The sequence below is a fragment of the Methylotenera sp. G11 genome (assembly GCF_000799735.1).
Classification (GTDB): Bacteria; Pseudomonadota; Gammaproteobacteria; order Burkholderiales; family Methylophilaceae; genus Methylotenera.
Genome location: NZ_JUHH01000001.1, coordinates 778,301 through 800,723 on the forward strand (window position 1 = coordinate 778,301; position 22,423 = coordinate 800,723).

Consider the following 22,423-nt stretch of genomic DNA (forward strand, 5'->3'; position numbering starts at 1 on the left):
ACGGCTGCATATTGCCTTAATCACTGCCGAACAGATCACGCGTGAATACCTTTTCGCTCACGTCGGCAAGGTCTTCTGACAGGCGATTGGTCACAATGATGTCAGCCTTGGCTTTGAACTCATGCAGGTCATTCACCACCTTTGAGTGGAAAAACTCTTTCTCCTCAAGCGCAGGTTCGTAGATGATCACTTCTATGCCTTTTGCCTTGATGCGTTTCATGATGCCCTGGATGCTGGAGGCGCGGAAATTATCAGACCCCGCCTTCATGATAAGCCGGTAGATACCAACAACCTGCGGCTTGCGCTTGATGATGGCTTCGGCAATAAAATCCTTGCGCGTGGTATTGGAGCTCACAATCGCGCGGATCAGGTTCTGCGGCACATTACTGTAATTAGCCAGCAGCTGCTTGGTATCTTTAGGCAGGCAGTAGCCGCCATAGCCAAAAGACGGGTTATTGTAATGGCTGCCGATGCGGGGATCGAGGCAGACACCGTTAATGATCTGCTTGGTATCAAGCCCGTGCGAAAGTGCGTAGCTATCGAGCTCATTGAAATACGATACCCGCATGGCAAGATAGGTATTAGCGAAGAGTTTAATGGCTTCGGCTTCTGTCGGATCAGTGAAAAGCACCTCAACATCCTGCTTGATTGCGCCTTCCCTGAGCAGTTCGGCAAAGATTTCCGCACGCCTGGAGCGTTCGCCAATCACGATACGCGAAGGGTGCAGATTATCATAAAGCGCCCTTCCCTCACGCAGGAACTCTGGCGAGAAGATCAGCTTGTCACAGCCAAGGGCCTGTTTGGTCGCCAGCGTATAACCAACCGGAACCGTGGACTTTATCACCATGACGGCATCAGGATTGATCGCCATCACATCGCGAATGACCGCCTCAATGCTGCGGGTATTGAAATAATTGGTTTCAGGGTCGTAATCAGTCGGCGTGGCGATAATCACGTAATCTGCCCCTGCGTAAGCATCCTGCTTATCCAGGGTGGCACGGAAATTAAGCGGCTTGTTTTTAAGGTAGTCTTCAAGCTCGGGATCAACAATAGGCGACTGCTTGCGATTGATCATGGCCACTTTTTCAGGAATGATGTCGAGCGCCACCACTTCATGGTTCTGTGACAACAATACACCATTAGACATGCCGACATACCCGGTTCCTGCTATCGCTATTTTCATACTTCCAATTTCCCCCAACTAAAAATAAGAACTGTATACCACTCGAATATCTGCTGTTGACGGCTACAGATGCCGAATATCTATTCTGCCACCCAATCAAGCTCCAGGGGGCGTATGCCAATATCATGCCCCCAGAATACGAACTCCTGGACTACGGATATTTGTAACTTGCGCCCTCGCCCGGCCAGCTCTGCATGAACCGGTATCTTTACATTGACGCTGCCATTGGCGGGTATGTCATAAGGCAGGCTTTTACGCGTATCCCAGCCTGATAATGGCTTGCCATCGGCGCCAATCACCCGCCATGACAAACGTACCGGCTTATTCACTGCAGAAGCCGCACATATGCTGTGTTGACCGCTATTTTTAATCGTGACATGCACATAAGGTTTACCTGCCGATGCACCTCGCCTCGCATATTCCAAAGACAGCCGGCTGAGTTCATCCGCACTGTATGCACGGCTGGCAACCGTATAAGGCCGATCCGCAAGCCAATCCGCATCGCAGCCGGTAAAGCCGACCGGCACAATACGATGCATTAAATCCTGATACGCCTTTTTATTATCAAGCTGCCCGGTAAAACCCAGGTACTGCCGGATGCGCAGCGGCAACTCAGCACAGTCATTACCGAACTCTACAGAATAACCGGGCGGATATAAACCACTATATCCATTCAGCGTTGGCAAGCCATGATTCAAAGCCACCCACATCGCATCGATTTCATCCGCATAGAAAATATCGCCGGCCTGTGCGTAAAACAATATGGCGCCTGGCGGCAAGCCAGTCGGCATGGCTTGTTCGCGGGCTTCCAGCCGGTGACGCCACTCCGCTTTGGAAGACACGACTGGCGCAGTGGCTGCAAACTCAAACACCAGCAGCGGCACCATAACAAACAATGCCATGCGCCGCCAGACCGGCTTTGTTATTAACCGTGCTTTTAGCCTGTCTATTGCAACCGCTCCCAGGAAAGCCACCGGAAACAGGAACACCAGAATGATGCGCGTCATGGCACGAATGGCTGAGGCTAACGGCAGCTTACTGAAAACATACCATAAACTCACGCCGCCGATAGAGAGCGTCAGCACCAGCAGCAAAGCCAGCGAGCCGCTCAGCAGCGGAAACGCCAAACCAGTGTTTTGCCTGCGGCCCAGCAGGTAGCCGCCGATCGCCAGCAGCATAGGCACTGCGCCCACAAACATCTGGTGCTCATGGCGCATGGGGAGGCTGGCAAAGATTCCGGATTGCGATGCCCATAGTGTAGAGTAGTCATCCAGGAAATAGCTTTGCAGCCTGGGCATCATGCTCGATATTTCATGCCAGTGCCGCCTGGCGTCATATAGCAGGCTGACCCGCAGATATGGGTAAAACAGCACTGCCGTAAAAAACAGCAGCGCTGCAAAAATTACGGCCAGCCTGATTCGCTCGGCATCAGGCAGTCTACTGAACCGATCCGCAAACATAGTGCTGATCGCTTTAATACCGCCGCTGCTGTCTTTTAATGACCTGAATACATAGACACAAGCCATGGCAGCCAGCATGAGCAATAGAAAAAAACCGATATATATCGTGCAATAAAACTGCCACACCAGCCATGCGGCGGCAGCTGCAAAATATCGCCAGTCTTTTCTTTCCAGGAAATGAATGAACGCTGAAATCGCCAACGGAACACCGAACCTGTAATGCAGCTGGGCATGGCCGGAGTGCGCGGTGACCGGCAATGCAAACGCAAAAATCAAAGCGCCGGCAGCAGCGGCAAATGCACTTATGTCCAGCTTGCGAAGCGCATAGTAAGCAGCCAGGTAGTTAGCAAAATAGCCGAACAGATACCATATCTGGAACGCTGTATCTGCCTGGCCAGTGATCGCCCGCGGAAGCAGGTAGGCCGGTGAGGAGCCGAAGTGGTTGTCACTGAAACCCAGGACATAGGGAAAAGGATAAAAGAAACTTAAATGCACCAGTGAAGGCGATTTTCCCTGAATATACCGGTAAATATTTTCCAGGAAATAATTGTTCAGCCGGCCATCGCCTATATCGCCCGGCATCAGCAGCATATGGTCGAGCTCGGCGTAAGGCACGGCAAGGAACGCAAGCGCAAAAAAACCCCAGAAAAAGGCTGATTTCCTGATTAATTGCACATGATTAGCCGGCATGCTTCCAATGCTTTTTCAATAGGTCATATTGTGGATTCATATCGTGAATTTCGCTCATCCGGGGTTCATGCTGATGAAGCCCGGGCAACCCCTGTAAAACCTGGACTCCACCTTGCTGCCTGCCGGCCTATCGGCATGCGTAATCAGTTTCCGGTACGCTGTTCTTAAATGGATTGGTCAGGTCATCCGTATATTGCCCCATCAGTAAGCGCTGCTTTGGCAGCAGGTTCTGGCGGAATGCCCGGCTGAACGATGCGATCTTTTTACCTTTTTCAGTCAGCGTTACGCACCCATGTTCGATCCGGATCGTACCCGAGGCCAACTGTTCAGTCAGCCTCACATCCACCAGACGGTGCTCTTTGACATACTCTTTGGTAAAAACCTGCTCAAAGCTGTCAAGCCTGATCCCGCCGCCCCGCTGCTGCAGTTTCTCCAGTATATAAAACGACAGCGAACGGTCAATGACCGTAGGTACCGAAATAGCAAACGCGTAACCTGCAAGCAACCAGATAATCACCAGCTGCGTTTTCTCAAAATGGTTGAATCGCTGAAAACCGCTGGCGGTGAACAGGATGACGCCGGCAAGCAACGCTGCCAGCAAGGCGTCAGCGATTGCCGCATAGAAAACGACATCGACACTGAAATAGCGGATGTGTACGTAGTAAATGAGCAGCAGCAAGGTGATAAACACAAGCGTTGCCATAGCGGCATGTATCAGTTTCATACGTTGAATACCAGTTTTTTGTTGCCGAAATAGCTCAGCGACACCTGAAAGGCCGTGGCAATCAGGAACCCTGCCCGGTAGTCGAATCCCAGCCAGTCTGTCCACACCAGCAGCACAGACCCATGCACGAGGGCGATTGCCGCATACAGGCTGCTGAATTTCAATGCCTGGGGCAACATGGCTTCATCGGTGCGGTTAAAGACAAAATAACGGCTGCCGAGAAAAGACGCTGCAATGCCAACCATTGCCGCAGCCAGGTTGGCCGCGCCGGCAGACTGCATGCCAAGCGCATGCAGGTTATACGAAAGTGCGCCATAATGCACCGCAGTTGCGACAAGGCCGTTGATGGCATAACGCATCAATTCTTTAGCGTGACTGTTCATGCCTGATGCACACCATTATCTGTTTCGGTAACGCTCGCAATAAAATCCTGATAGGCCAGCGCCGTCGTGACGGTGCCGCTGCGGATCACACCGGTCAGCATCAATGTCATCAGCGCCAGCGCGCCGGTTTGCAGCAGCATTAAAACCAGTATGCCAAGGGCTACTGAGAACCAGCCCGGTGTTGAGAACCCAAGCAGTTTGAGTATGATCGCAGCAACAGCGCCAATCACGGAAAACGCGGCAATCACGGCACAGGCGATGCCCACGCGCACAAGCACATCCTCCGCAAACACCATCAAGCCTTTGAATCCATGCAGCACCAGGCCGACAAAGTTCATTTTCGATTGCCCGGCATAACGCTCCCCGCGATCCAGCGGGCAAACTGCGGTACGCAGTTTTGAGGCCAGCACGGCGCCTGCAATATGAATCGACAGTTCCTGCATCGCCACCAGCCGCTTCACGGAACTGGCTTTAAGCGCCATAAAGTTACCGAAGCTGATGGCGCGGCCGGTCATCATGCTGAAAAACACCTTATACACCGCATAAAAAGCTTTGAAACGGAAAGTTTCCACGCGGCTTTTGCGTTGCGCCACCACCAGGTCAATGTCATCGGCTTCAAGCTGCTCAAGCAAACTGGTGATGGTGGCAGGTACGTCTTCACCATCCGAATCCATGACCACCACACGCTGCCCGGGCTGTATATACTCCGAAACATAACCGAGACCGATCGCAATTGCGCGCTGGTGGCCTACATTACGCCGCAGTTTCAGCACCACGCCATCAACACCCGACTGCTCGAGGCTGGCGATATCCAAAGGCTGCTTCACCGAACCATCATCCACCGCCACGACGAAAACATCGCCCTTGAACTGAACCGACAGCTCCCTGAACAAGCGGCTGCTGGCTTCAACATCTTCATAAACAGGCGTCACGACTATCAGGTTATGCCGGGTCAGTTTCATCGTGTCAGGCATTCCCTGAAATAAGCGATTGTTTTCTGCAAGCCTTCCTCAAGCGCGACTTGCGGCTCCCAGGCCAGGGTATTCCTGGCAACGGTAATATCAGGCTGACGCTGTTTCGGGTCATCCTGCGGCAATGGTTTCAATATCAGGCTGGACTGTCCGCCGACCATTTTCAGTATGGTTTCTGCAAGCTGCCTGATCGTGAATTCCTTGGGGTTGCCTATGTTGATCGGCCCGGTCACTTCATGGTCGCTCGCCATCATGCGCAAAAAGCCTTCAATCAGGTCATCTACATAACAGAAACTGCGGGTCTGCGATCCATCGCCGTAAATCGTAATATCTTCACCGCGCAAAGCCTGCACGATAAAGTTGCTGACCACGCGGCCATCATTCGGATGCATGCGCGGGCCATAGGTATTAAAAATCCGCACCACTTTGATATCCAGGTCATGCTGCCGGTAGTAATCAAAGAACAGCGTTTCGGCGCAGCGCTTGCCTTCATCATAGCAGGAGCGGATCCCTATCGGGTTCACATGCCCCCAGTAATCCTCTTTCTGCGGATGCACTTCAGGATCGCCATAAACTTCGCTGGTCGATGCCTGGAGGATTTTAGCCTTGGTTCTCTTAGCGAGCCCAAGCATATTGATGGCCCCGAGTACGCTGGTTTTAGTCGTCTGCACCGGATCCCACTGGTAATGCACCGGCGATGCCGGACATGCCAGGTTATAAATCTCGTCTATCTCGATATAAAGCGGAAATGTCACATCATGGCGCATCAACTCGAAATGCGGATTCCCGAGCAGGTGTACTATGTTGTCTTTGGTGCCGCTATAAAAGTTGTCGACACAGAGCACATCGTTACCCTCTTTCAGCAGGCGCTCACACAGATGCGAGCCCAGAAACCCAGCCCCCCCGGTGACCATCACTCTTTTTCGGTTAGAAACACGCATTCAATACCCCTATAAAATTAACCTGGTTTTCCCACGCATCATGCAAGACCGTTATTGGCTTTGAAGCCCATTGTTCCTACCATACCAGTATAGCTAAAGCAGCTCGCTTACCAGAAGCGTAGCGACTGTAAGGTCGGCACTGGTACCCGGATTAATGCCGCGCTGTTTGAGCGACGCATCCCAGTCCAGCAGTTTTTTCTGCACCAGCTTAGGGTTTTCAGCGGCAAGATGCAACTGCTCAAACACCGAAGCTTCCTGCATCAGGCTTTCCGCAAAGGCGGCACCGTATTTACGCACGACATGCGTATCGGGGTAATGCGCCAGAAAAGACAGATACAAAGCCGTGGCCGACCATGCCGGATTGCCCCACTTGATCAGCGCATCGGTATAACGTGTTATGCCGAACGCCATGATATCCTGAAAACTGTTGGCATATTGCCATGAAATACGGTCCCGATCCTGGGCAGAGCGCATCATTTCCAGCAGGCTGACATGCGGTTTTTCATGCACATCATGCTGGTCAGCCGTACCTAGCCCCGCCGGGCTGGCCAGCACAATCGCTTTTGACACGTATTCCGCATCGCTGACCGTCAGCGCAGACAATGCCTGGTTCAGGCACTGTGCCAGCGATTGGCTGGCGGATACATGCATGGCTGCCTCGATGATCGGCGCACACAGCAGCAGCACGCCCAGGTTGGTGTTCTGGCCTACCGCCTTTTTTGTGGCTTCTGCCGCAAGAAATATACGCTCACCAGGGGTCAAACCGGCACGCGTGATAATTTCAGCCGTCACATCGGCACTCAGGATAAAATCCTGTACCGTCATGCCGTGTCCATCGGCAAACGCATGGACATTACCGGGTTTAAGCGCCTGCAGCTCCCCCATGCAGGCGGCTTTGTAAGCGGCAGCTAATTGTAATGGGGTGAATTTTCCTGATTCCACGAGTCTTCCTTATTGCCACACGCATCTACTTGCCGTAAATGCCGGATTGATGTAAAAAATCATCGGCAAGCACTTCGGCAATATTGAAATCCGTCACACCCTGCAAGCCACGCCAGGCTGGGATACTGTTCACTTCAAGTACTTGATAGCTGCCATCTGCGGCCTGGATGACATCCACGCCGCAGTAATCGATATCCAGCGCCTGTGCCGCTTTTAAAGCCAGCTCCTGCATCTGGTGATCAGGCTGTATCGACTCGCAGCGCCCGCCGGAGGCCACATTGTTCACCCAGCTTTCACCCAGGCGCTTCATCGCGGCAATCGCCTTGCCGCCCACTACAAATACGCGATAGTCGTGCGGCTTATCTGTCGTTTCTATGAATTGCTGCAGATAATAAACGCCATCCACATATTGCTGCATAGGAACCGGCAGCGGTTCATCAGCCAGCAGTTTACGCACCCCCTGCCCCTGCGAGCCGAACAAGGGTTTGAGCACCAGCGGCTGCTGTCCCGTCATCTGCCGGACAGCAGCTATCTGCGCCCTGGATTCACACACCCAGGTAGCAGGGGTTGCCACGCCATGCATACGCAGCAGGAAACTGGTCATCGCCTTATCCACAGTACGCTCGATGGCCTGTGGATGGTTATACACGCGCACGCCCAGCCTGCTCAGCATATGCAGCACATTCAGGCGCGTAATCACCTGCTGCATGGTACCGCCCGCAACGCCGCGCACAAAAGCGGCCTTGGGCAGCGTATCCAGGCCGGGGATAGTAATTTGCGGTACAGGCTGCGACAGGTCAATGATGCAGTCTTGCAATGAAACAAACACGGTTTCAATGCCACGCCCGGCAAACGCCTGCTTCAGCTGCGCACCTTGCCAGCCGGGCTCATCGGTAAAAATCGGGATTTTCAATCAATCGATCCTAAAACCAGATAGCCGCAGATGAATGCAGATGCACGGGTAAAAACATTAAGGTTGCCCCTGTGAATTTCAGCAAAATCATCTGTGTTTATCTGCGTGCATCTGCGGCTAAAATTGTGCTTAAAGCTCAAGAGAACGACAGGTTAATCAAATCGGCATTCAGGTAGCCGCCTTCAAACGCATTGCCGGTATCGATGTTGGTAACGGTCACTTTAGCGGGGCTGAACAGCATCGGGTCAATTTTATAGAAATCCATTTCATAAAACTTGAACACTTCGGCAAAAGTCTTGCCGTAATCTTTTGAAGCACTGCTCGGCAGGTCTGCTGCCAGCCTGGCCGCAGATACATCATCGCCGCGCACTTGCAGATGCACATCCCCACCGAACAGGATCGCATCATTGGTACGTCCCATCGCGGTCATGAAATCTTTGGCGACTGGCGGCAGGACGGCCAGCCCGGTGCCGCTGACAATATTTTCCAGCGGGAAATGCAAGGTATGCGCTTTATGCAACGCGACTTCCAGCACACGGCCGACAATCTGGACCACACCGGCAATACTGGTAGTTGGCGTTAAGATCACGGTCAGGTTTTCAGCAGCGACCTTGGTGTCGCGCACGATCTTTTCAATCACCTGCACTGGCGGCACTTTATCGGTTTCGAGCACGATACAGGTGCTGGCGGCGCTATCCGCATAAGCCAGTTCTTTGAACAGATCCTCGCGCTGCGCCAAGGCACGCGCCGGCCCTGAGCCCAGTGAAAAGAATTTTTCATGGCTAAGCGCCCAGCCGGCATACTGGCTGGCAAGGCAGGCCAGCACAGGCTCAGCCGAAGTTACGGCGATGGCTTCGTTCCAGCCTGCAAAACGATGGTCTGCCTGCAAGGCCACGCTACCCAGGCCGCCCATGCATATTTCAGCGATCAGCCTGCCCGCTTCGGCGCTGCCTGCATGCTGAATACCGGCATCCACTATGGTGCAGCCTGTTTCATGCCTGGAAATGCCAAGCTGCAATGTATCCGCCTGCTGCAATAACCGGTTAACCAAAGGCACGGCAAGCTGGTTCACGCTTGCCTGTTTTATTGATGATGGTGATGCCTGTGTGTTCTGCACGATTTATCCTTTTTTACTGCCAAATGATTGGATTGAGAAATATGATTTAAAAAAAACCGTCTTAGAGATCATTATTTTAGAAACATTCGTTAAATTAAAGGCCTTGCGCTGAGGTGCACCTGAAACCATTCGCACCGGCAGTTCCATTAAGTGATTGTAATAAACTTTGCATCGTTTCTACCCTAGCCTGCACTAATTTTTTCGCCGCATCAGCGCTGCCGGCACTGGCAAGCACCGTACATACAGGCTCACCGGCAGGTACGGACAGGCGTTTTTCATGGCATGCCGGTATATCCGTCACCCAATCCGGCCATGACACCGGCGCAGCAAGCTCCAGCGCCGCCGCCGCATACACAATGGCATGCGCGTTATGCTGCCGGGCGGGCTGATGCATCTGGGGCTGATGCATCTGGGGCTGGTCATATGGATTCTGGTCATACGAACGCCGACCATGCAGGTTCGGGCTATGCGTTTTCAGGCATGCCTGCACATGCCACGCAAACAGCCTGCTCGCAGCAGCGCTGTATAAATCCACGGTTGCGCTTAAGCGGGGGTTGATCTCGAGTACAAACACCGGGCTGTCAGCCGTTGCGGCAGCATCTACGTTGGCAGTTGGCGCAATCGCATCAAGGCTGTTGAGGCCTGTTAAACCAAATTCACGCGCCAGCATCTCCGCAGCATGCATCAGCTGCTCCCGGACACCGGGCGCCAATACCGGATTGCTGACCGCGCCGCCGTAACGATACGGGGCATGAACTGCCGGGCTCAGCCACTGCTCGTTAAAACCGATGATTTCCACACCATGCGGATTGGCTAAGAACAATAGCGATACCGATTGACCGTCAATCCTGCGCTGGTAGTAATCATTGTCAGCCAGCACAGGCCGCAACCGGCTGACAACGCGGATGTGCGTGCCGCCACAGTCGCCGCCGGACTTTATCAGGTAATCATGCGGGCACGGTTCGGGCAGTGAATGACACACGTCGGGGTGCCGGATACCGAGCCGCTTTAATGCCGCAAAAAAAGTAGCCGGGTGCTTGACTGCGGCCACCGCATCGGGCGAGTTACCGATCAGCGGCAGCTTTTCGGATAATCTTGCCAGCAGCTGCGGCTGCCCCTCAAAACCACTGCCGTAGGCAAAACCGATATAGCGGCTTAAATCCAGGCCATCAACCGCCGCCATCAGCGCTTCGGCATCAAAACCATGACGGCCATACGCAACCGCTACCGATTTTTCGGCCAGTGCGGCAGTCTGCATGTCGGCAAAAGCGTCAATTGCCGTAACGGCATAACCAGACCTTGCGGCAGCCTCTGCGAATGGACGCGCTGACAGCGCTATGATCAGGACTGATTGTTTGATAATTCTCGTGCCAGGTTGAATGCCGCCATGAACTCAAGATACTTGATCCTCTCCTGGGTCTGATCCTGCGGCAGCATTTGTTTTAATAACGCATGCTGTGTTGCATATTTAAGCTGGCCGATCGCCAGTGCGCCAATGCCGAAAATACCGGTACCGGCAAGCTGGATACCATCATGGCTCACATCCACGCCCTCCACCCCGCTAGGTGGCACAGCGTTCACATCCGCCGCGATTTTAAGGCGCCTGGATTGTGTCAGCTGCTGCAGGCTAAGCACCTGCACTCCAGCCGCCGCCGCGCTGATTACGATATCTGCCTGCGCCACGATACCGGCTTTCTTTTCATCGCTGCTGCCATCAACCACTTGCAGGCTGATCTGGTATTCGCTGTTCCAGGCCTGGGCTTTTGCTTCTACTCTTGCGACCGAGTTATGCGCAACCAGCTGCACATTCGCGCCCTGTTTCGCCGCTATGATGGCGGCACAGCCGCCTACCGGACCAGTGGCACCGAACACGCTCAGTGTTTTACCGCTCAGGTCTTCGCCGAATTTGGCTTTCAGGTGCGTTTCAACCTTGGCGATCATCGCTGCGGCAGTTGTGAATGCGCCGGATGGGTCAGCAAACACCGAGCAGGCAAACGGAGAAAACATCGCGTTTTTGGCTGCTTTCAGCATCTGCATGGCAAGATCGATGTCCCGCCCGCCAATAAAAATACCTTCACGTTTCACACCTGACGGGCTGCGCGAGAAAATCGCATCCTGTGTCAGCCCGGCGACTTCGGCCAGCTCAACGCTGGTATAGGGCATGATTTTGTCAAAACCAGCGTCAAAGGCCATATTGACATCAAATGGGCTGGCATTTTTAGCTGCCGTGAACAAATGCAAAATGCTGGGTTTTTCCATGGTAACAACCTTAAAATTGAGTTAATTAAACACCTGCCCGGCTTAACGCTTGAATATTAAGCCCGGCCATTGAAGCCAATCCTTTTAAACCTGAAACGTCAAATCCGCTCCCCGGTTATTGGCTTTACAGAGTTTCCAGGACAAGGCCTGGTCAGTAAACTTTGCCTGCAGCTGCTGCGCAAACACCTCAGCAGTCGCGCTGTTCTCAAACACGGCAAAACCGGTTGGCCCCCATGAGCTCTGGCCAAAACAGGCCACACCGGCTTGCTGCAGGTAATGCAGCACGCCGGCCACCAGTGGGCTGGCGTAGCGGCCACCCTGTACCGGAGCGAAGTAATCGCCCACATGCTGCTGTAATACCTGTATGGCATGGCCGAATGCGGCCAGGTCACGCTCGACAATCGCCGGCATGGCCTGCATCAGCACATGCCTGCATAGATGTGCCGCCAGGTTCTCGGGGAAAACCGGCAGCTGGTTGAAGCCAAGCTTTTCCTGCTCCCCATGGATACCAGGCTGTGTCGCATCAAAGACCAGTAATATTGTCCAGTCTTCAGGGAACAGGTATCTTGCCAATAAAGGTGGCACAGGATTGGCGTCTGGGGCAAGGCTGCGCCCACCATCGATCAGCAATCCGCCATGATCGAAAGCGGCGATGCCGATACCGGAGCGCCTGCCGCGCCCCGCAAGCGCTGCGATTTGCCTTGCATTCAGGTCAAGCTGGTATAAATGGCTGATCGCCGCCCCGACGGCAAGCGCTATCTGCGTCCCGGAACCCAGGCCCGCGTGCTCAGGTATATGCTGGCTGACATGCAGATCAACACTGCCGGCCAGGTCAAGCCGGTTAAGCAGCTGCTGCGCAACTGCCGATGCTTTTGCAAGCACGGTTCCCGGCACCGCCGGCGCGCCGGTTACATTCAGGCGTTCGGCCGCACCCGCCTCAATTGCCAGGGACGGTTCATCCAGGCTTAAGCCTATACTGCCGAACTTGCGGCCTATGCCGCCATGCAGGTCAAAAAATCCCATGTGCAGACGTCCGCTGCACTGCACCTTCATTCGCGCAGTCAACTGCATCCCCATTCTCACAGTCATCGTTTTTCCAATTGCCACCGGTGCCGGACAGGCGTGTTATGTAATTTAAAATGTTGCATTATATTTAGTATTATTTCATGTTATGCACCTGCATTTTAGCTGACAGTCATTTATTTTCATATATCACAAACGGTCAGCGCAAAATGAATCAGATTCAGCGATTCCAGCCATTTGCTTTGCAAAAGATTTATTCAATCTGAGCATTATCAGGTGACAACATCGGCATAATTAGGCAAAATAAGACCTATACAACAAAAACTACTATTTAATCACCCTTTTCAAACGCAAATTTCACAGATTTTCTGCGATATGTTTTAAAAGCGGACTATAAAGAATTAACCAAATTACTCGTTTGAACATCTAAGGAACTATCATGTCAGCCCACGTTATTCCATTTGAAAATCTACGCAATATAGATGTACCTTCTGTCGGAGGTAAAAATGCTTCCTTAGGCGAAATGATTTCACAATTATCCGCAAAAGGTGTGCGCGTCCCTACCGGATTCGCGACTACAGCAGACGCATATCGTGAATTCCTGGCTCAGAATAACCTTGATGACAAAATCAACGCCGAGCTGGATAACCTGAACATCGATGACACGCAAGCATTGGCTATCTGCGGTAAAAAGGTTCGCGAGTGGATTATGGAAGCACCGTTTCCGGCTGCACTTGAAAAAGCAATCAAGGAAAACTACGAGATACTGATCGAAAAATCAGGCAAAGACGCCACATTTGCAGTACGTTCATCCGCTACCGCTGAAGACTTGCCTGACGCCTCATTTGCCGGCCAGCAGGAGTCTTTCCTGAACATTCACGGTTTGGACAACATCCTGCATGCCATCAAGGAAGTATTCGCTTCACTTTATAACGACCGCGCAATCTCATACCGTGTACACAAGGGCTTTGTACACGCGGATGTAGCGCTTTCAGCAGGCGTACAGCAAATGGTGCGCAGCGATATAGGCTGTGCCGGCGTGATGTTCACGATCGATACGGAATCAGGCTTCAAAGACGTGGTATTCATCACATCATCATATGGTTTAGGTGAAACCGTGGTGCAAGGTGCGGTAAACCCGGATGAGTTCTACGTTCACAAACCAACACTGGCGCAAGGCAAACCTTCAATCGTGCGCCGCACCATGGGTTCCAAACTCATCAAAATGATTTTCAGCGACGCCACGCGCGCTGGCAAAAGTACGCATACCGTTGATGTTGACCCTGCCGAGAGCGACCGTTATTCACTGTCCGACGAAGACGTGCTGGAACTGGCACGTTACGCCACGCAGATCGAAGCCCATTACGGCTGTCCGATGGATATCGAGTGGGGCAAAAACGGTATCGACAACAAGCTCTACATCCTGCAGGCACGTCCGGAAACAGTCAAATCACAACAGGCTGCAAACAACGTGACTGAAACATTCAAGCTCAACAAACACAGCGAGAAACCATTAGCGGTGGGTCGCGCCGTCACCCAGAAAGTGGGTGTGGGCCCGGTGCGTATCGTGCTGGATCCGGCTGAAATGCACCTGGTGCAGCCTGGCGATGTGCTCGTGGCAGACATGACCGACCCGAACTGGGAACCGGTCATGAAGCGTGCCAGCGCCCTGGTAACCAACCGCGGCGGCCGTACCTGCCATGCAGCGATTATCGCGCGTGAATTGGGTATCCCGGCGATTGTAGGCGCAGTCAATGCAACCGATGTGTTGCGTGAAGGCGAAATCGTTACCGTATCCTGCGCTGAAGGCGAATCCGGTTTTGTCTACCACGGCGCGATCGAATACGAGGTATCGACACAGGCAACCGCAGCGCTCACTAAACCACCCTGCAAGATCATGATGAACGTCGGCAACCCGGATATGGCGTTCAGCTTTGCGCAGACACCAAATGACGGTGTTGGCCTGGCTCGCCTGGAATTCGTGATCAACAACATGGTCGGCATTCACCCGAAAGCGATTTTGAATGTAGATGCGATGCCGGCTGCCGTTCAGACCATCGTTAAAAACCGTGCGCGCGGCTATGCTTCACCAAAACAATTCTATATCGACAAAGTCGCTGAAGGCGTTGCCACCATTGCTGCTGCGTTCTATCCGAAACCAGTGATCGTCCGTACTTCAGACTTCAAGTCCAACGAGTACAAAAAACTGGTTGGCGGTGAAATCTACGAGCCAGACGAGGAAAACCCGATGATCGGTTTCCGCGGTGCGGCGCGCTACATGGCGGAAGACTTTAAAGAGTGCTTTGCCATGGAATGCGCAGCCATGAAAAAAGTACGCGATGAAATGGGTCTGGTTAACGTTGAGTTGATGCTGCCTTTCGTACGTACATTGGACGAAGCTAAGGCCGTGACCGAAATCATGGCTGCTAACGGCCTCAAACGCGGCGACAATGGCTTGCGCCTGATCATGATGTGCGAGATCCCATCTAACGCATTGCTGGCTGAACAGTTCCTGGAATATTTCGATGGCTTCTCAATCGGTTCCAACGACCTGACACAGCTGACATTGGGTATGGACCGTGACTCAGGTATTCTGGCTGACGGCTTTGATGAGCGTAACGATGCCGTGAAAGTGCTGCTCAAAATGGCAATCAGCACCTGTAACCGTTTAGGCAAATATGTCGGCATCTGCGGCCAGGGCCCATCAGACCATCCTGACTTTGCAGAATGGCTGGTTGCTGAAGGCATTCAATCCGTGTCATTGAACCCTGACACCGTGGTTGCCACATGGCAGAGACTGACCAAAAAATAAGCTTTCGCTGCACATCACCCGGATAATTCAGGAATTGGATAACAGAGCATGATAAACCGCACCGCTTTCTTTATTTCTGACGGTACCGGCATTACGGCAGGCTCTTTGGGTAAGTTGCTGGAACATTTTCCGCATACGCACTTTACCCAGGAGCGCCTGCCGTTCACCAATACACCGGAAAGAATCAAACTGGCGCAGGATGCGATACTGCGCGCTGAGCAGACGGACGGTGGACGCCCTGTCGTGATCATGTCATTAGGTGACCTGAACCTTCGCAACATGATCAAGCAGTCCAATGCCTACTTTATCGACCTGTTCACCACCTTCATCGATCCGCTCGGCGTAGAGCTTGAGCAGCCGCCGCTGACAGGCGCCGGGATTGCGCACAGCGTCATGGGCAGCAGTTATAACGACCGTATGGAAGCCGTGAATTTCACGCTGAACCACGACGATGGCATGACCAACAACGGGCTGGAGCAGGCTGAGGTCATTCTGATTGGTGTTTCACGCTGCGGCAAAACCCCGACCAGCGTTTACCTGGCCATGCAATTCGGCGTTAAAGCGGCCAACTATCCGCTGATCCCTGAAGATTTTGAACGTGGTCATCTGCCGGAAATACTCAACAAGCACGTAGACAAAATATTCGGCTTGACCATCAAGCCTGAACGCCTGCACGCCGTGCGCAATGAACGCAGGTCCGGCAGTTTTTACGCTTCACTGGATAACTGCCGCAAAGAGATCGCCACGGCAGAAACCCTCATGCGCAATGCCGGCATCACATGGGCAGACTCCACCAGCCGTTCGGTTGAAGAGCTTTCAGCAATTATTATCGAAAAAATCCGGCGCCCCGAGAAAAAATTAAAAGCGGCAGGCTAAGCGCCCTCCGGCCAGGCCAATACACCGATGCTGCAAACAAAAAAAGGAACTTGGATTCAAGTTCCTTTTTTTATAATTAAAGCTTTATGACCAAAAGTCGGGGAAACCGCCTTATTTCAATGCAGGTTTGATCTTCCCTACAATCTCGGGCGCATCGGGTTTCACGTCACTGCTGTAAGCATAGACCTCCTTACCGCCGGGCAGAATCACATATTTAAAGAAATTCCAGCTGGGCGCCTGGCCCGTTCTCGCCTTGAGCTGCTTATAAAAAGGATTGGCATTAACACCGCTCACAACCGTTTTGGTGATCATGGGGAATTTAACCGCATAGGTCTGTTTGCAGAAATCGCCGATCTGTTTATCATCACTCAGCTCCTGCCTGAAATCATTCGATGGAAAGCCCACCACCAGCAAGCCCCTATCCTTATACTTGCCGTATAACCCTTCCAGTGACTCGAACTGCGGCGTAAAGCCGCATTTGCTTGCCGTATTCACGACCAGGATCGGTTTATCCTGGTAATCACACAGGTTGATTCTGTCACCCTGCAAAGTTGTAAACTGATGGTTATAGAGTTCTGTACACGCAGCATTTGCCATATGTGTCACCGTTAATAAGAGAGTAGATAACACGATCTTCTGACCGTGCTTTAGTACATGTTGAAATCGGTTCATATTGATTCGCTCAAGTTTCATTGCATACAGCTACTAGACTGAAAATATGCAATAAAATTCCGGTGCATAGCACCTAATGTTTTAAATACTGAATAAAAGCGACCCCTGCCGCTGCCATCAGCAACGCGCCAAATACATGGCCGCAGGTATGCAGCAGCGCCAATGCATATTCCTGCTTGTGCAGCAGTGCCAGGCTCTCGCCGGTAAACGCCGAGAATGTAGTCAGCCCGCCCAGAAACCCGGTCGTGACAAACAGCCGCAGGCTGGCGCCATCCAGGCTGCCGACGCCGATCAAGCCCATCGCCACGCCCATCAGCAGGCCCCCTATTAAATTTGCGGCGAGCGTGCCCAACGGCAGGTCAGGCAATATATTATTCAGGGCTAGCCCCAACCCCCATCTTGACCAGGCCCCCAAGGCAGCACCGGCACCGATTGCCAACATATTAGTAAAACTGATCACTGGATTCATCTTCTGGCCGCACCGTTATGTTTCGTATAGTAGAATTACAGACGCCAGCAGGCGTTGCAAGTATTCACAGAACTTTAACGAGAAAATCATGCCAATGAAAGTATTATTTGTCAGCTCAGAAGTTTTCCCCCTGATTAAAACCGGAGGCCTGGCTGATGTCAGCGGTTCATTACCGAATGCACTGCAAAGGTTAGGGGTTGATGTCCGCATACTGATGCCTGGCTACCCACCCGTCCTGAATCAGCTGGCCGACCTGCACACCATTGGCGCTCTGCATCATTTACCGCACGTTGACCATGTTGAGCTTCTGCTCGGCACCATCCAGGATACCGGCGTCAAAGTCATGGTGATCAAGTCAGAGTCGCTGTACGAACGCAATGGCGGGCCATATGCAGACCAGAATGGGCTGGAATGGCAGGACAACCCGGTGCGTTTCGGCGTGCTGTCCAAAGTCGCTTCGATACTGGCCAGCGGGCACTCCCCGATCCAAGGCTGGCAGCCCGATATCGTGCATTGCAACGACTGGCAGACAGGCCTGGCGCCCGCCTACATGAAACTGACGGAGCATAGCACGGCTAAATCCGTTATCAGCCTGCACAACATGGCCTTCCAGGGCTGCTACACCCCTAACTGGGTAACGTCACTGGGCTTGCCTAGTGCCGGATTTTCGATCGAGGGATTTGAATATCATGGCCAGCTCTCATTCCTGAAAGCAGGCATTTTTTATGCTGATGCCATCACCACAGTCAGCCCCCGTTATGCAAAAGAAATACAGACCGCCGCTTTTGGCTTTGGCCTGGAAGGCCTGCTGTCAAAACGCAGCGATGAGATCAGGGGCATACTCAACGGGATTGAAACCGAAGAATGGAATCCCGCACATGATAAATACCTGGTCAGCAATTACAGCAGCCACCATTTAGCCGGCAAGCAGGAGGTCAAGGCAGCACTGCAGAACAGCCTTGGGCTCGATGCCGATGCACATGCACCATTACTGGGCGTCGTCAGCCGGCTGACGCATCAGAAAGGCCTGGACATGCTGGTGCCGAATTTGCAGTCATTAATAGACCAGGGCTGCCAGTTTGTACTGCTCGGCGGCGGTGAAATGGGCCTGGAAGCGTCTTTCAGGAACATTGCCGCACATAACCCCGGTCGTGCCAGCGTCACCATAGGCTACAACGAACCGCTGTCACACCAGATCATGGCGGGCTGTGATATGTTCATCATGCCTTCGCGCTTTGAGCCATGCGGCCTTAACCAGCTTTACGGCCTGGCTTACGGCACACCGCCTATCGTCAATGCAACCGGCGGACTGGCTGACTCGATTATCGACAGCAGCCATACCCATATTGCAAACAGGACTGCGAATGGCTTTGTCATGGTGGAGGCAAGCGCAGACGGCCTGATCGCCTGTATCAGGCGTGCGGTAGAGATGTACCGGCATGACAAGGACACCTGGCTGCAGATCCAGAAAACTGGTATGTCGCAGAATTTAAGCTGGGATAAAAGCGCTCAGGAATACCTCGCCGTGTACCGTGAGCTGACCTGAAGCGGCACAAAAGGATTCATCGTTAAAAAATCGGGAGATACGCAATATCCGGAATATGCAGCTTGGCATGGTTAATGCTTTAATAAACCTGAGCCTCGTGCTTCTCCAAAATTATTGCTTTTCTCCCTACGGGCGTCTACTGACATGGGCGCCCTCTTTTTTTGTCTTGGCACTCACTTCGGAGCGGCATCAACAGTGTTCGCTATTTAACGATAAAGTGTTCACGGTAATATTTAAGCTCATCGATTGATTCATAGATATCAGCCAGCGCTTCATGTTTACTCGCTTTTTTGAAGCCGGAATAGATTTCAGGTTTCCAGCGGCGCGCCAGTTCTTTGAACACGCTTACATCCAGGTTCCGGTAATGGAAATAACTTTCCAGCTGCGGCATATAACGCGCCATGAATCGCCTGTCCTGGCAGATGGAATTGCCGCACATCGGTGACTTGCCGGCTGGCACGTACTGCTTCAGGAACTCTATCATCTGTGCCGATGCATCGTCCTCAGTCAATGTGGAAGCCTTCACTTTATCGATCAGGCCGGAGCGGCCATGCGCCCCTTTGTTCCAGGCATCCATGCCGTCAAGCACAGCATCACTTTGATGCACGACCAGAACCGGCGACTCGCCCAGCACATTGAGTTCGGCATCAGTCACCACTGCCGCCAGCTCCAGAATACGGTCAGAATCAGGTAGCAAACCACTCATTTCCATATCAAGCCAAATTAAATTATTCTGATTCGTTCCATTGTTTGATGCTGTCATCATGATTTCCATTAAAATTAGCGTTATAAAGCAAACTGCGTGAACCATTATCTACAAAATGCTTCACAATACATAATATTAACTTAAAAGAAACCTTTACATGAACGTCCGTGCCTGTGAATACTGCACAACCTGCCCATGCCAAGGTTTCACAAACTGAATTTTAAAGAACCAGATTAACAATGGCTTATACACTTACCTTCACTTTTATCACCCTGCTGCTGCTTACAACCGGCATTCGCGTCTGGCTTGGCAATCGCCATATTGCACATGTGCAGTCGCACCGCAGTGAAGTGCCGGCTGCGTTCAGCGGCAGCATTTCCCTCGAAGCACATCAGAAAGCCGCTGACTATTCCAATGCAAAAACAAAACTCGTCATTACCGAAGCCACAGCCCAGGCAGCACTGCTGGCACTGCTTACCGTAGGCGGTGGCCTGCAGCTGATCGATGAAATCTGGCGCAGTCTGCTGCCGGCTCATGAAATTGCACGCGGCGCGCTGGTGATCTGCAGTGCCATGATCGTCAGCAGCCTGATTGACATCCCTTTCGATTACTACAAAACATTCACCGTGGATGAGAAATTCGGCTTTAACAAAATGACACGCCGCATGTTCTACAGCGATCTCATTAAACATACGATCGTAGGCGTGCTGCTTGGCGCCCCTATCCTGTTTGCCGCCTTATGGCTGATGCAGGGCGCAGGCAGCTACTGGTGGCTGTACCTGTGGGTGGTGTGGAGCGTATTCAATCTCCTGATGCTCGCGGTGTACCCGACGTTTATTGCCCCTTTCTTCAACAAATTCACGCCATTGGCAGATGCAGCGCTGAAACAGAGAATTGAAACCCTGCTTACAAAATGCGGTTTCAAATCACAAGGCCTGTTCGTGATGGATGGTTCCGCACGCAGCAGCCACGGCAATGCTTATTTCACCGGGTTTGGCGCCTCCAAGCGCGTGGTGTTCTTTGACACGCTGCTGGAAAGGCTCAATGCCGACGAAATTGAATCCGTACTCGCTCACGAGCTTGGCCACTTCCGGCACCACCATGTCATCAAACGTATTGCGCTGATGTTTTTTATAAGCTTCATCGGCCTGGCCCTGCTGGGCTGGCTCATGAACCAGGATTGGTTCTATGCCGGCCTGGGCATTGAACAGGCAAGCAACTACATGGCTTTGTTGCTGTTCCTGCTCGTATCACCGGTATTCCTGTTCCTGCTGCGCCCGATCATGGCGAGCTACTCGCGCAAAAACGAGTTTGAGGCTGACGATTACGCCGCAAAACATGCAAGTGCCAAGAGCCTGGTTGAAGCACTGGTGAAACTTTACCGTGATAACGCCTCAACATTGACACCGGACCCGCTGCATTCTGCATTTTATGACTCGCATCCGCCAGCGAGTATTAGAATTTCAAAATTAGCGGCGTATACTAGCTGAACTACTGCTTAAAAGGCGTTGTATATGAAATCACTATGCTTAATCACTGGCTTGCTGCTCGTAAATGGCTATGCCCAGGCAGAACCCTTCAAGGCTGCCGATGCGAACGCAGGTAAAGCGCTGGTTGAAAAACACTGTATCAGCTGCCATGCTTCAAGCTATGGCGGCGATGGCTCGGCAATTTACACGCGTGATTACCACAAGGTGCAGACTGCCAAAGGGCTGGTGGCACAGATCCGCAACTGCAATACCATGCTGGGTTTGAAATGGTTTGAAGACGAAGAACTGAACGTTGCCAAATACCTCAACCAGACCTATTACAAATTTACCGAATAATTCACCAGTGCAATCTCCCGACAACACGCAAGCGCACAGCGACTTGCAAGGCACAGTAGTGGCAGCTTACGGAAAACGCTACCAAGTTGAACTCAACGAAACCAGCCAGCGCATCAGCTGCGTGACCCGCGGCAAGAAAACCGATGTTGCCTGCGGCGACTGCGTGACGGTAAAGCTTACTGACAAGCATGAAGGTGTGATCGAAAACATCGTGCCGCGCACGACCCTGCTGTACCGCAGCAACGCATTCAAAAGCAAAATGCTGGCAGCCAATGTCACGCAAATCATCATCGTGCTCGCGACACAGCCCAGTTTTTATGAAGCGCTGCTGAACCGCTGCCTGATCGCGGCGGAAGCCGCCGGAATCAAAGCATTGATCGTGCTGAATAAATGTGATTTAGCCGACAACGATAATGCAAAACAAAAGCTGGCGCTGTACACAGGCCTGGGCTATCGGGTATTACCGCTATCGGCCAAGCAGGATATTTCTGCACTCAGGCCATATCTGCAGGGTGAGGTCAGCATTCTGGTAGGCCAGTCCGGCATGGGCAAGTCCACCATGATCAACGCGCTGCTGCCGCATGCGTCCGTGCGCACGCAGGAAGTCAGCACGGTGCTCGATAGCGGCAAACATACGACGACAGCCGCCCATCTGTACCGCCTTGATACTGAAAGCATCCTGATCGACTCGCCCGGCCTGCAGGAGTTCGGCCTGCACCATTTGAGCACTGATGAGCTCGAACATGCATTCATCGAATTCAGGCCATTTCTGGGTAAATGCCGCTTCAACAACTGCAAACACTTGCAGGAGCCGGATTGCGCCATTACCGCAGCCACAGCCGCCGGCAACATTTCAGCGGAGAGGCTGGCAATTTATAAAATGCTGCGTACAGAAATCTCCCGCTAAACC

Annotated in this window: 21 protein-coding genes; 6 read left to right on the top strand and 15 right to left on the bottom strand. The window is 52.5% G+C overall.

Features of this window, described 5'->3' with window-relative positions:
- Positions 1-16: 16 nt before the first annotated feature.
- The 12 genes from GQ51_RS03450 to GQ51_RS03505 form a co-directional block, all read right to left on the bottom strand.
- On the bottom strand, positions 17-1,183 hold the full coding sequence (locus GQ51_RS03450; RefSeq protein ID WP_047549803.1) for a nucleotide sugar dehydrogenase: 1,167 nt from the start codon (positions 1,181-1,183) through the stop codon (positions 17-19).
- 80 nt (positions 1,184-1,263) lie between these two features.
- Positions 1,264-3,333, bottom strand: a complete 2,070-nt coding sequence (locus GQ51_RS03455; protein WP_047549806.1) for a hypothetical protein — start codon at positions 3,331-3,333, stop codon at positions 1,264-1,266.
- A 127-nt stretch (positions 3,334-3,460) separates the two neighbouring features.
- Positions 3,461-4,057 carry a hypothetical protein gene (locus GQ51_RS03460; RefSeq protein WP_047549809.1) on the bottom strand — a complete coding sequence of 199 codons (597 nt, stop codon included), beginning with the start codon at positions 4,055-4,057 and terminating at the stop codon, positions 3,461-3,463.
- The gene (locus GQ51_RS03465) at positions 4,054-4,440 is read right to left on the bottom strand and encodes a GtrA family protein (RefSeq protein WP_047549812.1); all 387 of its coding nucleotides are present in this window, start codon (positions 4,438-4,440) and stop codon (positions 4,054-4,056) included. Before GQ51_RS03465 ends, GQ51_RS03460 begins: the two co-directional genes overlap by 4 nt.
- Positions 4,437-5,402 (bottom strand): glycosyltransferase, encoded by a 966-nt coding sequence (locus GQ51_RS03470; protein ID WP_047549815.1) that lies wholly within the window; start codon positions 5,400-5,402, stop codon positions 4,437-4,439. The genes GQ51_RS03465 and GQ51_RS03470 overlap by 4 nt, the downstream gene beginning before the upstream one ends.
- Positions 5,399-6,352 carry a UDP-glucuronic acid decarboxylase family protein gene (locus tag GQ51_RS03475; protein WP_047549817.1) on the bottom strand — a complete coding sequence of 318 codons (954 nt, stop codon included), beginning with the start codon at positions 6,350-6,352 and terminating at the stop codon, positions 5,399-5,401. The genes GQ51_RS03470 and GQ51_RS03475 overlap by 4 nt, the downstream gene beginning before the upstream one ends.
- Positions 6,353-6,445: 93 nt before the next feature.
- Positions 6,446-7,294: a triphosphoribosyl-dephospho-CoA synthase gene (locus tag GQ51_RS03480; RefSeq protein ID WP_047549822.1), complete on the bottom strand. Its 849-nt coding sequence runs from the start codon at positions 7,292-7,294 to the stop codon at positions 6,446-6,448.
- A gap of 25 nt (positions 7,295-7,319) precedes the next feature.
- Positions 7,320-8,207, bottom strand: a complete 888-nt coding sequence (locus GQ51_RS03485) for an ATP-grasp domain-containing protein (protein ID WP_047549824.1) — start codon at positions 8,205-8,207, stop codon at positions 7,320-7,322.
- A 136-nt stretch (positions 8,208-8,343) separates the two neighbouring features.
- The gene (gene mch / locus GQ51_RS03490) at positions 8,344-9,324 is read right to left on the bottom strand and encodes a methenyltetrahydromethanopterin cyclohydrolase (RefSeq protein WP_052177684.1); all 981 of its coding nucleotides are present in this window, start codon (positions 9,322-9,324) and stop codon (positions 8,344-8,346) included.
- Positions 9,325-9,418: 94 nt separating this feature from the next.
- Positions 9,419-10,582 carry an ATP-grasp domain-containing protein gene (locus GQ51_RS03495; RefSeq protein WP_052177685.1) on the bottom strand — a complete coding sequence of 388 codons (1,164 nt, stop codon included), beginning with the start codon at positions 10,580-10,582 and terminating at the stop codon, positions 9,419-9,421.
- 83 nt (positions 10,583-10,665) lie between these two features.
- Positions 10,666-11,583 carry an NAD(P)-dependent methylenetetrahydromethanopterin dehydrogenase gene (locus tag GQ51_RS03500; RefSeq protein ID WP_047549827.1) on the bottom strand — a complete coding sequence of 306 codons (918 nt, stop codon included), beginning with the start codon at positions 11,581-11,583 and terminating at the stop codon, positions 10,666-10,668.
- An 84-nt stretch (positions 11,584-11,667) separates the two neighbouring features.
- Positions 11,668-12,672, bottom strand: coding sequence for a beta-ribofuranosylaminobenzene 5'-phosphate synthase family protein (locus GQ51_RS03505; RefSeq protein WP_088178124.1), 1,005 nt, complete (start codon positions 12,670-12,672; stop codon positions 11,668-11,670).
- 373 nt (positions 12,673-13,045) lie between these two features.
- Here GQ51_RS03505 and ppsA point away from each other — a divergent pair, with 373 nt between their 5' ends.
- Both ppsA and GQ51_RS03515 read left to right on the top strand, forming a co-directional pair.
- Complete coding sequence (gene ppsA, locus GQ51_RS03510; protein ID WP_081987076.1) at positions 13,046-15,418, top strand: phosphoenolpyruvate synthase; 2,373 nt, start codon at positions 13,046-13,048, stop codon at positions 15,416-15,418.
- A gap of 48 nt (positions 15,419-15,466) precedes the next feature.
- A complete protein-coding gene (locus GQ51_RS03515) occupies positions 15,467-16,294 on the top strand; it encodes a pyruvate, water dikinase regulatory protein (protein WP_047549834.1) in 828 nt (275 codons plus the stop codon).
- A gap of 111 nt (positions 16,295-16,405) precedes the next feature.
- Here the strand turns inward: GQ51_RS03515 and GQ51_RS03520 are convergent, their stop codons facing one another.
- Entirely contained in the window at positions 16,406-16,891 is a 486-nt protein-coding gene (locus GQ51_RS03520) for a glutathione peroxidase (protein ID WP_052177686.1), read from the bottom strand.
- Positions 16,892-17,039: 148 nt separating this feature from the next.
- Positions 17,040-17,435, bottom strand: a complete 396-nt coding sequence (locus GQ51_RS03525) for a CrcB family protein (protein WP_052177687.1) — start codon at positions 17,433-17,435, stop codon at positions 17,040-17,042.
- 88 nt (positions 17,436-17,523) lie between these two features.
- Here GQ51_RS03525 and glgA point away from each other — a divergent pair, with 88 nt between their 5' ends.
- A complete protein-coding gene (glgA, locus tag GQ51_RS03530; protein WP_200884390.1) occupies positions 17,524-18,981 on the top strand; it encodes a glycogen synthase GlgA in 1,458 nt (485 codons plus the stop codon).
- A gap of 202 nt (positions 18,982-19,183) precedes the next feature.
- On the opposite strand, the gene orn is transcribed toward glgA, so the two are convergent.
- Entirely contained in the window at positions 19,184-19,744 is a 561-nt protein-coding gene (orn, locus tag GQ51_RS03535; RefSeq protein WP_200884391.1) for an oligoribonuclease, read from the bottom strand.
- Positions 19,745-19,926: 182 nt separating this feature from the next.
- Between orn and GQ51_RS03540 the strand changes: the two genes are divergently transcribed.
- Genes GQ51_RS03540 through rsgA form a run of 3 tightly spaced genes read left to right on the top strand, consistent with a single transcriptional unit; the run spans position 19,927 to position 22,420 of the window.
- Positions 19,927-21,177 (top strand): M48 family metallopeptidase, encoded by a 1,251-nt coding sequence (locus GQ51_RS03540; RefSeq protein ID WP_047549842.1) that lies wholly within the window; start codon positions 19,927-19,929, stop codon positions 21,175-21,177.
- A gap of 24 nt (positions 21,178-21,201) precedes the next feature.
- Positions 21,202-21,513, top strand: coding sequence for a c-type cytochrome (locus GQ51_RS03545; RefSeq protein ID WP_047549846.1), 312 nt, complete (start codon positions 21,202-21,204; stop codon positions 21,511-21,513).
- Between the two features lie 7 nt (positions 21,514-21,520).
- Positions 21,521-22,420 (top strand): ribosome small subunit-dependent GTPase A, encoded by a 900-nt coding sequence (gene rsgA, locus GQ51_RS03550; protein ID WP_235276159.1) that lies wholly within the window; start codon positions 21,521-21,523, stop codon positions 22,418-22,420.
- Positions 22,421-22,423 lie beyond the last annotated feature (3 nt).

What these genes read in the sequence shown, in the direction of transcription:
- GQ51_RS03475 (WP_047549817.1), bottom strand. Translation starts at nt 6,352, where the DNA reads ATGCGTGTTTCTAACCGAAAAAGAGTGATGGTCACCGGGGGGGCTGGG.
- GQ51_RS03525 (WP_052177687.1), bottom strand. Translation starts at nt 17,435, where the DNA reads ATGAATCCAGTGATCAGTTTTACTAATATGTTGGCAATCGGTGCCGGT.
- GQ51_RS03545 (WP_047549846.1), top strand. Translation starts at nt 21,202, where the DNA reads ATGAAATCACTATGCTTAATCACTGGCTTGCTGCTCGTAAATGGCTAT.
- GQ51_RS03500 (WP_047549827.1), bottom strand. Translation starts at nt 11,583, where the DNA reads ATGGAAAAACCCAGCATTTTGCATTTGTTCACGGCAGCTAAAAATGCC.
- GQ51_RS03520 (WP_052177686.1), bottom strand. Translation starts at nt 16,891, where the DNA reads ATGGCAAATGCTGCGTGTACAGAACTCTATAACCATCAGTTTACAACT.
- GQ51_RS03515 (WP_047549834.1), top strand. Translation starts at nt 15,467, where the DNA reads ATGATAAACCGCACCGCTTTCTTTATTTCTGACGGTACCGGCATTACG.
- GQ51_RS03465 (WP_047549812.1), bottom strand. Translation starts at nt 4,440, where the DNA reads ATGAACAGTCACGCTAAAGAATTGATGCGTTATGCCATCAACGGCCTT.
- GQ51_RS03470 (WP_047549815.1), bottom strand. Translation starts at nt 5,402, where the DNA reads ATGAAACTGACCCGGCATAACCTGATAGTCGTGACGCCTGTTTATGAA.
- GQ51_RS03540 (WP_047549842.1), top strand. Translation starts at nt 19,927, where the DNA reads ATGGCTTATACACTTACCTTCACTTTTATCACCCTGCTGCTGCTTACA.
- ppsA (WP_081987076.1), top strand. Translation starts at nt 13,046, where the DNA reads ATGTCAGCCCACGTTATTCCATTTGAAAATCTACGCAATATAGATGTA.
- glgA (WP_200884390.1), top strand. Translation starts at nt 17,524, where the DNA reads ATGCCAATGAAAGTATTATTTGTCAGCTCAGAAGTTTTCCCCCTGATT.
- GQ51_RS03450 (WP_047549803.1), bottom strand. Translation starts at nt 1,183, where the DNA reads ATGAAAATAGCGATAGCAGGAACCGGGTATGTCGGCATGTCTAATGGT.
- orn (WP_200884391.1), bottom strand. Translation starts at nt 19,744, where the DNA reads ATGACAGCATCAAACAATGGAACGAATCAGAATAATTTAATTTGGCTT.
- GQ51_RS03460 (WP_047549809.1), bottom strand. Translation starts at nt 4,057, where the DNA reads ATGAAACTGATACATGCCGCTATGGCAACGCTTGTGTTTATCACCTTG.
- GQ51_RS03455 (WP_047549806.1), bottom strand. Translation starts at nt 3,333, where the DNA reads ATGCCGGCTAATCATGTGCAATTAATCAGGAAATCAGCCTTTTTCTGG.
- GQ51_RS03505 (WP_088178124.1), bottom strand. Translation starts at nt 12,672, where the DNA reads ATGACTGTGAGAATGGGGATGCAGTTGACTGCGCGAATGAAGGTGCAG.
- GQ51_RS03495 (WP_052177685.1), bottom strand. Translation starts at nt 10,582, where the DNA reads ATGCAGACTGCCGCACTGGCCGAAAAATCGGTAGCGGTTGCGTATGGC.